This is a genomic window from Flavivirga jejuensis (genome assembly GCF_030540765.1).
Classification (GTDB): domain Bacteria; phylum Bacteroidota; class Bacteroidia; order Flavobacteriales; family Flavobacteriaceae; genus Flavivirga; species Flavivirga jejuensis.
Genome location: NZ_JAUOEL010000002.1, coordinates 361,879 through 375,575, shown reverse-complemented (window position 1 = coordinate 375,575; position 13,697 = coordinate 361,879). Strand labels below are relative to the sequence as shown.

The 13,697-nt window shown below is 33.0% G+C and carries 7 protein-coding genes; 6 read left to right on the top strand and 1 reads right to left on the bottom strand.

Translation table 11 applies throughout. From position 1 onward, the window contains the following. Window positions 1–120: 120 nt before the first annotated feature. Complete coding sequence (locus Q4Q40_RS06530; RefSeq protein WP_303300983.1) at window positions 121–3,255, bottom strand: TonB-dependent receptor; 3,135 nt, start codon at window positions 3,253–3,255, stop codon at window positions 121–123. A 439-nt stretch (window positions 3,256–3,694) separates the two neighbouring features. On the opposite strand from Q4Q40_RS06530, the gene Q4Q40_RS06525 reads away from it, so the two are divergent. The 6 genes from Q4Q40_RS06525 to Q4Q40_RS06500 all read left to right on the top strand — a co-directional run bounded on the left by Q4Q40_RS06525 (window position 3,695) and on the right by Q4Q40_RS06500 (window position 13,693). After that, window positions 3,695–5,230, top strand: a complete 1,536-nt coding sequence (locus tag Q4Q40_RS06525) for an alpha-L-fucosidase (protein ID WP_303300982.1) — start codon at window positions 3,695–3,697, stop codon at window positions 5,228–5,230. Window positions 5,231–5,241: 11 nt separating this feature from the next. After that, window positions 5,242–6,447, top strand: coding sequence for a putative glycoside hydrolase (locus Q4Q40_RS06520; protein WP_303300981.1), 1,206 nt, complete (start codon window positions 5,242–5,244; stop codon window positions 6,445–6,447). Window positions 6,448–6,475: 28 nt separating this feature from the next. Then, window positions 6,476–8,371, top strand: coding sequence for a sulfatase (locus Q4Q40_RS06515; protein ID WP_303300980.1), 1,896 nt, complete (start codon window positions 6,476–6,478; stop codon window positions 8,369–8,371). Window positions 8,372–8,443: 72 nt separating this feature from the next. Continuing rightward, on the top strand, window positions 8,444–10,312 hold the full coding sequence (locus tag Q4Q40_RS06510) for a sulfatase (RefSeq protein WP_303300979.1): 1,869 nt from the start codon (window positions 8,444–8,446) through the stop codon (window positions 10,310–10,312). A gap of 66 nt (window positions 10,313–10,378) precedes the next feature. Then, the gene (locus Q4Q40_RS06505) at window positions 10,379–11,806 is read left to right on the top strand and encodes an arylsulfatase (RefSeq protein ID WP_303300978.1); all 1,428 of its coding nucleotides are present in this window, start codon (window positions 10,379–10,381) and stop codon (window positions 11,804–11,806) included. A 24-nt stretch (window positions 11,807–11,830) separates the two neighbouring features. Next, a complete protein-coding gene (locus tag Q4Q40_RS06500) occupies window positions 11,831–13,693 on the top strand; it encodes an alpha-L-fucosidase (RefSeq protein WP_303300977.1) in 1,863 nt (620 codons plus the stop codon). Window positions 13,694–13,697 lie beyond the last annotated feature (4 nt).

The following is a 13,697-nucleotide window of genomic DNA, read 5'->3' as shown; positions in this document are numbered from 1 at the left end:
TAATTTTTAAAATTTTTGAAAAGTCAATATTTTTATCATGTCAATTATTTATTCTTAAGAGTCATTTTGAAATTTATTGATTAATGACTCTTAAGAATAAGTAATACTATCTTTACTAGATTAAAGTTTGTATCTCAAACCAAATTTCCAATTAGGATTATTTCTATAATAAGAGTTTAGGTTGTTGGTGTCATCCCCAATATATCTTCGGTTATCTTCTCCCGTAATGTCACTAACTCCAGCATTTATAGATAATGCTTTTGAGATTTTGTATTGCAAGTTTAAGCCAAATCTAGTAGTTCCTTCAGTATAATGAGCTTCGTCTGCTCGAGTATTACCTATACCTCCTAAATTACTTAAATAATTACTTCTATGTGCAACAGCAAATCTAAAAGAGATACCATGTTTTTGATAATACAGAACGCTATTAAAACTATGTTTCGATGAACCAGGAAGACCATTGGTTGCATCTCCTAAAGCATCGTCAAAATTACTTCCTACATAAGAGTAATTAGCTCTTAAACCAAACCCACTTGCAAAACCTGGTAAAAATGTAAAATGTTGATTAAATCCTATTGAAAAACCATAAAGTTGAGCATTTGTTATATTTGTAGTCTTAGAGATATCAAACAATAAATCTTCTTGACCAGCAGGTAATGCTATCCCTAATTCTTCTTCTCCTGGGTATGCTTGATTAATTAATGTTACCCTTCCTATATAATCTACAAGTCTTTTATAAAAAACACTTCCAGTAAAAGAACCTCCATTCTTAGTATATATTCCTAGTGTGTTATCAAACATCCAAGCAGTATAAGGTTTTATAAAAGGATTTCCTGTTGTAATAGTTCCTCTTATTGTACTAGAACCTAAATCAGCCACATAATCTGGGGAATTGGGATTGAATATTTCAGAATCTGGATTTATATATCGGATAGAATTTCTTGGTATTGAATTTCTATAAGCTGGTCTTGCAATTCCTCTGGAAACACTCCAACGGTATATAATATTATCTTTTAAGTTAAAATTGGCAGTAAAACTAGGTAATGCATCCCACCTGGAGTTTTTTACCTTATGGAATAACGCCCCATCTACTTCTTCATCTCTAACATCATCTTCATCAAGAGGATCAAATTGATTTACTGCCGAAAATCCCCATGATGTATTATCTGTTCTAATTGCTCTCACACCAAAATTTAAGTATGTAGGAATATTGAATACTCTAATTTTTGTATCAATTTGCATATAGTTAGCATACGATGTTTCTTTGGCTCCATAAGATCTTGCTCTACTTAAGTTTAGGTTACCCTCGTCAGACACTACATCTTCTAAAGGTGTGTCAAAATCAAAAGCGCTTCCTCCATCCAAGGCTGCATACTCAGGTGTTAAGGCTAGAACTTCTCGTCCTGGTGTATGAAGCCATTGCGATAAACCAATATCTCCGTACATAAAATCGTCTGGAGTTAAGTTGTTTCCTATAAGTTCAAAAACTGATGCTTCTTGTTCATCTGTATAATCACTAAAATTTAAGCTAGCTTCTCTAGCCTCAAATTCAGTTGTTGCTACTCTAGCACCAAAAAATAAGTCTGTGTTTTTACTTAGCTTATACTCAAAATCTAATTTAGATGCATAATTGTCGCCCTTAGTGTTTATAAGCCTTTTTGCTGTAGGTCGAAGCGTAAATAATGATGAATCAAAAGCCTCTTCTGGGATTCCATATTGGGGGAGTTCTCCTCTAAGGTCGATACCAAAAGCGTTTTTATCATAATCTCTGCCATCTAATCTTGTTGTTATTTGAGTTAGGTTTTGGAAGAAACTTAGATTAGAATAAGCCATGTCTATATCAATTTTTAATCTATCTGAGGCTTTAATCTTTGTTCGTAACCCAGCAATATTATTGGTAGCATGATTATCATAAAATTGATTTTTATTTTGAATATTAGCTCTGTTTAATTGAGAACCTGCTCCATTAATATGTAACAAATTATTCCCGTTAAGGTCTAAACTACCTGGACTAAAAAAGTTATTAGCGCCTAATATTCCATTAGCACCCCCAGGAGCTAAACTTATCTGAAACATTTGTCTATCTGAATCACTATTTAATTTTGTTAGAACATAATCAGCTATAAACTCTAATTTATCGTTTACTTTCCATTGAATTGCCGTAGCTCCTGCAAGACGTTTTCTAACACCGTTCATATAAACATTATTAATAGTTGCAGGGGTTAAGATATCTTCGTAAAGTTGGTCTCCATCTGCAACATCAAAAGTCCCATCATTATTTGTGTCTTCTCGTAAATCTACAAAGCGATATCCTCTAAATGCAGCCGATTGTTTTGCATACGCTTCATCAGAATTAATTACTGAAACTATAATACCTAAATTATCTTTTATCTTGCCTCCAAAGGCTGCAGAAACTCTATAATTAGGTGAATTTTTATAAGCTGATTCTATATCTTTGAATTCACTATCAGTAGTTGTTCTTACATTTATACTACCAAAATAATTTTTCCCTTTTTTGTACTTTTTATCTAACGGCTTCATTGTTTCAAAATCTACGGTTCCTCCAAGAGATGTTGAAGTATGTTTGGCCTGAGATGTCATATGAATTTTGGCACGAGAAATAATTTCGGTAGGAATAACGTTTAAGTTAAACTTTCGGAAATCTGATTTTCCTTCATTACCTCCAGAAATAGGGACACGTCCATTCATTGTAACTCTAACAAATTGTGGTCCCAAACCTCTAATTGATACTCTATCCCCAGCTGCATCATCAACATTCCTTTCTATTTGTACACTTGGAACTCTTTGCAAAGCATCTGCTACATTGCTATCTGAAAAACTTCCAACATCTTCTGGTGTAATAACCTCAATAACATTTTTAGCTTCTCTTTTTAGCTTTACAGCACTTCTTTGTGCACCACGTATTCCTACAAGTAGTATTTCGTCTAAAGATTCAGAATCAACTTTCATTTGGATATTAATGCGGGTTTTTCCCGAAGTAGTTTTCTCTACTACCTCATAACCTACATAAGAAAAAACTAACGTACTGCTGTCATTTTTTAATTGTATGGTATATTCACCATCAAAATTAGATGTTGTACCATTATTAGTGCCTTTTACAATAACACTTACGCCAGGCAAGGGCATCTTGTTTTCATCAGTAATCTTACCTGTTATTGTTTGCTCTTGTGCAAAACCAATAAAGCATTGCAGCAAAAATAATAGTGTTAAGATTTTAGAATTGTTTTTTTTCATGACTTATTTGTTAGTTAGTTTTGTTGATACAAATATGCGTTAACTAATAGAAAACGATTTGCTCATTTCGCTTTAATACTTTCTCATTTCAATCAAACAAAGAAGGGGGCGCATCTTTTATAAAAATTTAATGTTGTTTTGTATGTAGATAGATAGGTGAGATATTGATTTTACGTAGAAATAATTCTTTTATATACGCAATGATTATTAGTTTTTTAAAGTTTAAATTGCTGTTTTTTAGTTGTTTATGTGTGGCTGGTTAGATTTGTCCATGATTTATATTTGCTGTCCATTCTTCAGGGTTTAATGATGAATTGAATATGTTTTTTTATAAAGATATATGTTGTATTGATTAATTAGAGCATGTTTTTGATTAATAAGAGAAAAAAGTTTCTGTAGTTAAAAGCTAATTTTACATCGCATAATTTAACCCATTAGTATGTGTAAGTTTAAATTCTTTATGACTAGTTTTTTGTTTGTTTTGACAATAATTTGTTTTGGACAAAAAAAAGAAAAGTTAATTGGATACAAAGAAATCGATCCTAACTGGGAGTCTATGGCAGAAAACTATCAAGTTCCAGAATGGTTTCAAGATGGGAAAATAGGCGTGTGGATGCATTGGGGAATACCTTCTTCAATTGACGAAAACAGACCGCATGATGGTTCTCATTATGGAAGAAGAATGTATGGACCTTTAGACCGTGATAATGCTGCTCAGGCTAAGATGAATAGAGAATTAGTAGATTGGCATGTTAAAACTTATGGAGCGGTAGAAGGTTTTGGTTATGAAAAATTTGTTCCAGGTTTTAAAGCTGAAAAATGGAATCCAGAAGGATTAGTGAAGTTTTTTAAGGATTGTGGAGCTAACTTTATTATGCCAGTAGCAACACATCATGATAATTTTGATTTGTATGATTCTTTTTTTTCATGGAATTCGGTTGATATGGGGCCTAAGAGGGATGTTATTCAAGAATGGAAAGATGCCGCAATTAAATACAATTTGAAATTTGGTGTTTCTACACATTTATATTGGTCGCCTCGTTTCTTTAGAACGGCAAGAAAATATCAAAAACCAAACACCCTAGAATGGGAGTTGTTTAATATGGATTATGATGATAGAAAATTCAGTAGTCAGAAAAGTTGGAATGAACATTGGTATAAAAGATGTTGGGAACTCATAGAAAAGTACGATCCAGATATGTTTAATAACGACTCACCTTATCCAACAATAAAAATGGGTGATGGTTTGGGAGTAAAACTGTTCTCTGACTTTTTAAATAAAGATTTAAAAGAAAATAATGGTAAACAAACAACGGTACTTTCTTTTAAAAATGCCAAACAAAATAAAGCAGCATTTACCTATAATTTAGAAAGAGGTATGTTTGGGGAGTCTCAAAACCACCCTTGGATGTGGGCAACAGATTTATCTGGAAGTTGGTTTTATAGAAAACAATCCAAAACAAAAATGAGTGTTCCTGTATTGATAGGTAATGCTGTGGATGCCATTAGTAAAAATGGCGTGGTAATGATGAACGTAGCACTTAAAGGAGATGGTAGCTTGCCTAAATTTCAAGCCAATATGTTAACGTCATTTGGTAATTGGATAAAAATTAATGGTGAAGGCATCTACGGAACACGCCCATGGAAGATTTATGGAGAAGGGCCTTTAGAAATTGTAACAAAGCGAACAGGCGAGAATTTAAAAAATTACTCTGCAAAGGATATTCGTTTTACTGCAAAAGAAGGTAACCTTTATGCTTTTGTTTTAGCGCCTCCAACAGAAGATATTTTAATTAAGACCTTAAAAAAAGAAGGTATATTACAAAGAAATATAGAGAGGATAGAGCTGTTAGGAAGTAAGCAAAAAATTAATTGGAACCAAAATGAAGAAGGACTAACGATTAAATATGATTTTGAAAACAAATTAAATCAGCCTGCTATTTGTTTTAGAATAGTTGTAAAGGAACGAAATTAAAAGAAAAAATAATGATTAAACACTTGTTGAGTAAAATGAATTTTAGATATTTATTAGTATTACTATTTGTAGTTACTTTAAATTCTTGTAAAGCACAAGGAATAGATGCTTCTAAAGTAAAAAACAATTTACCTGAGTTCTCTTGGGATACTATGCCTTTGTATATGCATCTTCGTAAAAGCACTTCCTTTACAAAGGAAGAACTTAAGTTTTTGGCCAAACATCCGTTAATTACTTTCGAAAAAACAACAGGTAGTAAGACTTATGGTTCTACAGAGGATGGAACTCTTGTTGCCGCTAAAGCGGTGAAAAAATTAAATCCAGACACAAAAATATTGTATTATAAAAACGTTGTAATTAACTGGGCTGGATATAAAGCTGATAGATATTTTTTTCAGAAGCATCCTGATGCATATTTGGTAAACTCAAGCGGGGAAAAAGCTGTAATGCCAAATAAAAAAACAGGCTTTTTTGACATTTCAAAAGATTACGTTCGTTCGCATTGGTTAGATCATGTTGGGGAGATAACAAGCAGTCCATATATAGATGGCGTGTTTATGGATGCAAATATAAAGGTGTTAGCTCCAGGGTTTTTCGGTAATAGAGTAGGTAATGAGAAACAAAAACAAGTTGAGGCTGGTTACTTAACAATGATGAAAGATTTAAATACGAGGTATGGAAAAGATAATATTTTACTCGCTAATATTTTAAGAGTTCGACCTAATTTTAAAGATGTTGGTAGAAGTTATTTAAAATATTTTGACGGATCTTATATTGAAGGTTTTGAACATGAAAACTTTGGTATGACTTATGAAGATTATCTAGCAAAAGGGATTGAAGCTGTGCAAAAATCAGCTAGAGAAGGAAATATAATCGCCATGTCTCTAGGTTTGGGTAAAGCCTTAAAAAATGCAGAAACTGGTATTGATGATGTAAGAAAGAAACTGAGTAAGAAAGATAATTTTGCAAAGCGTTTAGATTATCTGTTGGCCATTTTTCTAGTTTGTGCTGAAAAATATAGCTATGTATATCCTCATGATGGATACGCTACTAATAGATCTGCTGTATGGATGAAAACATTTCCGCAGTATGAGAAAAAATTAGGAGCTCCAAAAGGGGATGCTAAAAAAGACGGTTATGTTTATACCAGATCTTTTGAACATTTAGATGTTGTTTTAGATATTAAAAATAAAACAGCTCAATTAAATTGGAAATAAAACTTTAATAAAAAAAGCAATTATATAAATGAAAACACTACACTCTTTTTTAATGATACTTTTATCAGTATCCCTTTTTTCTATTCCAGTTCAGGGGCAGAAAAAAGGAAATACTATTCAGCCAAATATCATCATTTTTTATGTAGATGATTTGGGTTGGCAGGATACAGAAATCAACAATTTAGATGAACCAAGTCCTTGGGAAACCCCTAATATTTCAAAATTAGCAAAAGAGGCTTTAAACTTTACAAACGGATATTCTCCTGCGCCTACCTGCGCACCTTCTAGATGTTCTTTGTTAACTGGATTACACCCAACAAAAACAGGAGTTACACATGTTGCAGGAGGAAAGCTACCGCAAGCACTAGGACGTTCAAGTTATATAACACCCTTTTTTCCAGAAGGTATAAACCCTGAACGCTTTACTATTGCAGAAGCTTTAAAAATAAATGGCTATAAAACAGGCCATGTAGGTAAGTGGCATGTTGGAAGTTTAAAACATCAGAAATCAACAAATCAAGGTTTTGATTTTGCTCACGAATCTAGAGGAGCACATCAAGGACCTAAACATCCAGGTAATCGTTTAACAAAATTTGCAACGCATAAAAAAAATGATGCATATCGTTTGAGTGATGAAAAATACCCTCCATTCACAAAAGAATCTCCAGAAGGAATTTCTTATCCATATGATGATGTAACAGAAAATGCATTGAAGTTTATTAATGAAAGTAAAAGCGAACCTTTCTTTTTATATTTAGCGCACTGGTTGGTACACGCTCCAATTCACACTAAAAACCGTGAATTATTACAATATTATTGCGATAAACTGGGAATAGAATTTCCAAAAGAAAATATTCCAATTAAGACTGGCGGACAAACAAACCCTTTTTATGGCTCTATGGTAACTACTTTAGACTGGAGTTTAGGGCGTGTGGTAGATTTGTTAAAGAAAACGGATGACCCTAGAAATCCCGGAAAAAAATTATACGAGACTACTTATATCTTTTTCTCTTCTGATAACGGAGGTGTAGAAAAAGCACATGGAGATATTGTTACAGATAATTTTCCTTTAGACGAAGGAAAAAAATATGCTCAAGAAGGAGGGGTTAGAGTGCCTTTGCTAATTTCGGGACCAAACATTCCAAAAGGTAAAACATATGATGGTTTAGTGAATCAGCTAGACTTTTTTCCAACTATTCTAAGTCTTACCAATAGTAAAATACCTGCTAAATATAGTTCAGACTTAGATGGATTAAATATTTCGGGCGTATTACATAATAATGATGAAGATATTAAAAACAATAAAGGTGAAGTAAGAGAAGATTTATGGTGGCATTTCCCGCATAATCAAGACCGTCAAATGCAATCAGCAATAAGACGTGGAGATTACAAATTGTATAAAAATCATGTTAAAGGGAACTATGAATTGTACCGTTTGTATAAAAATGGGGAAAGAGCAGATTTAGAAGAAAAGCACGATATCGCAAAAAGCGCTCCTGAAATTGTTAAAGATTTATCTACAAGATTAGAAACGTATTTAAAGGATTATAATGCTAAGTATCCTTATAAAGATCTTTCAAGAGTTAAAGACGCTTCAGAAAAAGCAAAAGCAACTACAATTCCAACAATAGTTTCTGATTCTTTTAACAAAAAGTCTAAAAAATATACAGTAAAACTGGAAGCGGGAAAATCTAAAGTAATAGAAGCTTATGCTCTTGTGTGTTACCAAAACTTAAATGCAAAAAAGAAGAAAAACGGGAAACCAAGAAAAATAAAAGGGCAGTACGAAAGCTTACCTGTTGAATCTAGTAAAGATAAATTAGAATTTACTTTAACAGTTCCTAATGAAGCAACACAGTATGGAATTATTTTGATTGATGAAAATAGATTCATGGTAAAAAGTGAATTTCACGAAACAAATTAAAAGAGAGGGCTTTGGTTGTGATACTGTTTTTATTAAAATAACAGTATCACATCTATATTTAAAAATAATATGATGAAAACTAATAGAACAATTTTAACCATAGCATTTCTTGCATTATTTTCTTCTAACTATATACATAGTCAGAAAAAAGGAGAATTAATAAAACCCAATGTTATTATATTTTATGCAGATGATTTGGGTTGGCAGGACATACAATTAAATGATTTAGATGCCCCTTGTGCTTGGGATACACCAAACATTACAAAATTGGCACAAGAGGCTGTGAATTTTACAAACGGGTATTCTCCAGCGCCTACTTGTGCACCTTCCAGATGTTCTATTTTATCAGGATTGCATCCTGCAAAAACAGGCGTAACAAATGTATCTGGAGGAGGAATCCCTAAATTTAAAAAATCTTCAAGCTATACACATCCTTTTTTACCTGGCGGATTAATGCCAGAGCATTTTACCATTGCTGAGGCGCTAAAAATGAATGGTTATAAAACGGGGCATGTAGGTAAGTGGCATGCAGGAAGTCTTCAAATTCAGAGTTCATCAAATCAAGGTTTTGATTTTGCACACGAATCTAGAGGCGCACATCAAGGTCCTAAAGGAGTAAAAAATCGTGTGAATTATTTTGCGACAAATGCAAAAAATGATAAATATAGATTAAGTAAAGAGAAGTATTTTCCTTTTACAAAAGAATCTCCTGAAGGGATTTCATATCCAAAGGATGAGGTTACAGAAAATGCATTAGAGTTTATCAAAAACAGTAAAGAAGAACCTTTTTTCTTGTATCTGGCACATTGGATGGTACATTATCCAATTCACACAAAAAACAAAGAACTACTACAATACTACTGTGATAAATTAGGTGTAGAGTTTCCTAAAGAAGATATTCCAATACGTACAGGAGGGCAAACCAATCCTTATTTTGGTGCAATGGTAACCACTTTAGATTGGAGTTTAGGGCGTGTGGTAGATTTGCTAAAGAAAACGGATGATCCAAGAAATCCAGGTAAAAAATTATATGAAACTACATACATTTTCTTTTCCTCGGATAATGGCGGAGCAGAAAAGCGTGGACGTGAAATCATGTCAGACAATGCACCTTTAGATAAGGGTAAAAAGTATTCTGAAGAAGGCGGAATTAGAGTGCCAATGCTAGTTACAGGACCTAATATTTCTAAAGGAAAAACGCATGATGCTTTAATCAATCAATTAGACTTTTTTCCAACAATTTTAAATCTTACAAATAGCAAAATACCTGCTAAATATAGTTCTGATTTAGATGGATTAGATATTTCTAATGTGTTAATGAACAATGAAAAAGAGGTTAAGTATAGTAATGGTAAACCTAGAGAAGATTTATGGTGGCATTTCCCTTATGGCGATGATGAGAAAAAACAGTCTGCTATAAGAGCTGGAGATTATAAATTATACAAGAATTTTATTTCAGGTAACTATGAATTGTATCGTTTATATAAAGATGGAAAGAGAGCTGATTTAGAAGAACAGTTTAATATTGCTGAACAAGAGCCAGAAATTGTCAAAGATTTAGCCTCAAGATTAGAAAAATACTTGAAGGATTACGATGCGAAGTTGCCTTATAAAAATCCATTAAAATCTAAAAATGAATCTTCTCTTCCTGTTGTGGTTGGCGATTCTTTTGATAAAAAATCAGGGAAAGCTTCTATTCAATTGGAGAAAGGAAAATCTGAAATTATAGAAAGCTATGCGATTGTAAAAATTTCAGATGAAAATACAGCAAAGAAGAAGGTGAGAAAAGTGAAATCTACATATTATGAAGTACCAGTAAAAGCGAGTGCAAATAAACTAGGTTACACGTTTACAATTCCAAAAGAAGCAAAAGAATATATTTTTATCTTAATTGATGAAAATAGGTATCTGGTTAAGGGAAAATTGCATGAAATCAATTAAAGATAAATCGTGAATAAAATTTTTCATACGGGTCTTTGTTTGTGGTCTGCATTGTGTTTTTTACAAATGACACAAGCACAAATAAGTTTAGATAATCTAAAAGACAGCAAACCAAACATCATTTTTGTGATGACAGACGACCAAGGTATGGGAGATTTGTCTTGCATGGGAAATAAAGTAGTAAAAACCCCTAATATTGATGCTTTTTATCAAAAATCGACACGTTCTACGGAGTATCATGTAAGTCCTACTTGCGCTCCAACAAGGGCTGCATTAATGAGTGGAGCTCATGAATTTAAATCGGGAGTAACTCACACAATTTTAGAGCGTGAAAGAATGGCGTTAAATGTGTACACACTTCCAGAAGCATTGCAGTCTGCAGGTTACAAAACAGGTCTTTTTGGTAAATGGCATTTAGGAGATGCAGACGAATATTTACCTCAAAACAGAGGTTTTAATGAAGTATTAATGCACGGAGCAGGAGGGATTGGTCAGGTAAAATTAGGAGACTTTCCACCAAATGAAGAAAACTTATATTTTGATAATGTTTTGTTACACAATGAAACCATTGTGAAAACAAAAGGGTTTTGTACCGATATATTTTTCGATGCCGCATTGGCTTGGACAAAAAATCAGGTAAACACTAAGAAACCATTCTTTACTTATCTGTCATTAAATGCACCACACGCCCCTTTAATTGCTCCAGAATCTTACAAAAAGCGCTTTTTAGATTTAGGTTACGATGAAGGTACTGCAGGGAGGTATGGAATGATTGAAAACATTGATGACAACTTTGGAAAATTGATGAGCAAGCTAAACGAGTGGGATGCATTAGAAAACACGCTTGTTATTTTTACTACAGATAATGGAGGAACGCATTTAAGAGGCACTTTAAATGGTAAAAAAGTAAAGCATTACAATGCGGGCTTAAAAGGAGGGAAAAATTCACCCAATGAGGGCGGAAATCACGTGCCTTTATTTTTTTATTGGAAAGGTGTTTTAACTGAAGGGAAAGATATAGATAAACTTACGGCCCATGTAGATTTATATAAAACTTTTATTGAGTTGGCAGGTGCAGAGTTGCCTAAAAAAATGCAAACTTTAGAAGGGCGTTCATTATTGCCTTTATTAGAAAGTAAAGAAACGGAATGGAAAGATAGAAATCTGTTTACGCATTGTGGTAGATGGAAATCTGGACTTGTTGATGAAGCAAAATTTAACAAAGTAGCAGTAAGAAATCAAAAGTGGCGGTATGTAAACAACAAAGAGCTGTATGATATTGAAAACGACCCAGGAGAAAAAAAGAACCTAGCCGTAGATTATCCTAAGGTTATTGAAGCATTTCAAGAATCGTATACTACATGGTGGGAAAACTCATTGTCTTATATGGTGAATGAAAACCGTAAAAGAGTAAAACAGCAACCTTTGCATTTACGGTATAGCAAGCAGTTAAAAGCGCAAGGCATTCCTGAATGGGAACCTCAAAAGGATTAAAAAACAAATTAAATAGTACTGTATATGTTTAAAAATAAATTAGGAGGATATACTATTATTGTATTCGCTATTTTTTTAATATCAATCTCTTGTAAAGAAAGGATTGAGTTCCCTTTATTAAATGAAGCACAATATGACCAAACAGATAATTGGATTATACTAAATAAAAAAGATGCACTAAAGAAAGAAAATACTTTTTCTTGGAGTTTTAGTGTAAAACATTCAGTTGAATATGTTCTTCAAGTAGTTTTAAACAATGGCGTTTCGATTGAAGAAAACTTGGTAAAAGTAAAAGTTAACGAACAAGAGTTTGAGGAATCTTTGACCAAAAGTTATAAGATCAATTCAAATCAGGCAGTTTCAGAACTAAGCAAAAAATTTAAGTTTGTAAATACAGAAAAACATACAATTTCAATAAAAACAGGTGCTGATTTTAAAACCATAAGAATTATACCTTATTATAAAAATCCCATTAGCTCTGGTAAATATCATCAAGAATGGTTAAAAATGAATCAATCTGATGAGAAAAAAGAAGCACTAAAACGTTTTAAAGAAGCAAAATTTGGCATGTTTATTCATTGGGGTTTATATTCTCAGGCTGGAGGTATGTGGAAAGGCACTAAAATAAATGATTCGCCTCATCCAGGACCCAAAGTTGCAGAATGGCTTATGCATGCCTTTCAAATACCAAGAGAAGAATATGCTAAGCTTGCTAAAACCTTCAATCCAGATAAATCTTTTGCGCAGAATATTGCCAAATTAGCCAAAGCATCTGGAATGAAATATGTAGTGATTACTTCTAAACATCACGATGGTTTTGCCTTGTTTGATTCAGAAAGTTCGGAATATGATATGATAGATGCAACACCTTATAAAGCAGATGCTGTAAAGGAACTATATCAGGCTTGTTTAAATGAAGGACTGGATTTTGGAGTCTATTATTCTCATGGAAACGATTGGAACGATGGGGGTGATGGTAACTATGCAAACGTTAAAAAAATAAATGACTCTTTAGGGATTTATACGCACCCTTCAGGTAAAAATTTATGGGATCCAAGTCCGAATACACACGCCGAATATTACGAATCTAAAAGTTACCCTCAAATTAAAGAGCTAATTGCTTTATTGCCAAAGTTGCGTTTAATATGGTTTGATGGTGAAGGATTTACTACCGAAGAACAATCTTTTAAATTTTACAAAATGGTTTACAATGCAAACCCAAATATATTGGTAAACAGAAGAGTAGGTTGGGAGTTCGGCGATTATTTAGATGCAGGCGATAATAAAATTCCATCAGCAAAAGAAAAGTTAGATAAATATTGGGAAACCTGTGGAACAACCAATAATTCTTGGGGATATAAAGTGTATGATCATGATTGGAAAAGCACCAAAGAGTTGTTGTATTATTTTGTAGATATCATATCAAAAGGTGGGAATTATTTATTAAATATAGGGCCTGATGGAACAGGACACGTGCCAGAAGCAAGTTCAAAAGGACTTTTAGAAATGGGCGAATGGATTGCTACTAATGGAGAAGCGATTTATGGTACCTCACGTTGGATTATTGCCAATGAAGGAGAAGAAGAAACGCTTTTAGATGGCACAGGCCATAGAGCTTCAAAAGGGTTTAAAAGAAGTTTTACTAATAGCGATTTTTGGTTTACTGCAAAGAACAATAAAGTATATGCCATATCACTTGTTGCAGCAGCGAATAAAATTTTAATTCATTCTTTAGATAAAACAAAAGGCGATATCGTAGCAGTTAGGGTACTAGGGAGCAATAAAAAAGTAGAATGGAAACAGACCAAAAACGGTCTTGAAGTAAAATTAGACGGCGTAAAAAGTAACAAAAACGGTTTTGTAGTTGAAGCTAGTTTCAAAAAATAAAAAA

Excerpts from the sequence above, each read along its gene's own strand:
- Q4Q40_RS06525 (WP_303300982.1), top strand. The coding sequence starts at position 3,695 with ATGTGTAAGTTTAAATTCTTTATGACTAGTTTTTTGTTTGTTTTGACA.
- Q4Q40_RS06510 (WP_303300979.1), top strand. The coding sequence starts at position 8,444 with ATGAAAACTAATAGAACAATTTTAACCATAGCATTTCTTGCATTATTT.
- Q4Q40_RS06515 (WP_303300980.1), top strand. The coding sequence starts at position 6,476 with ATGAAAACACTACACTCTTTTTTAATGATACTTTTATCAGTATCCCTT.
- Q4Q40_RS06505 (WP_303300978.1), top strand. The coding sequence starts at position 10,379 with ATGACACAAGCACAAATAAGTTTAGATAATCTAAAAGACAGCAAACCA.
- Q4Q40_RS06500 (WP_303300977.1), top strand. The coding sequence starts at position 11,831 with ATGTTTAAAAATAAATTAGGAGGATATACTATTATTGTATTCGCTATT.
- Q4Q40_RS06530 (WP_303300983.1), bottom strand. The coding sequence starts at position 3,255 with ATGAAAAAAAACAATTCTAAAATCTTAACACTATTATTTTTGCTGCAA.
- Q4Q40_RS06520 (WP_303300981.1), top strand. The coding sequence starts at position 5,242 with ATGATTAAACACTTGTTGAGTAAAATGAATTTTAGATATTTATTAGTA.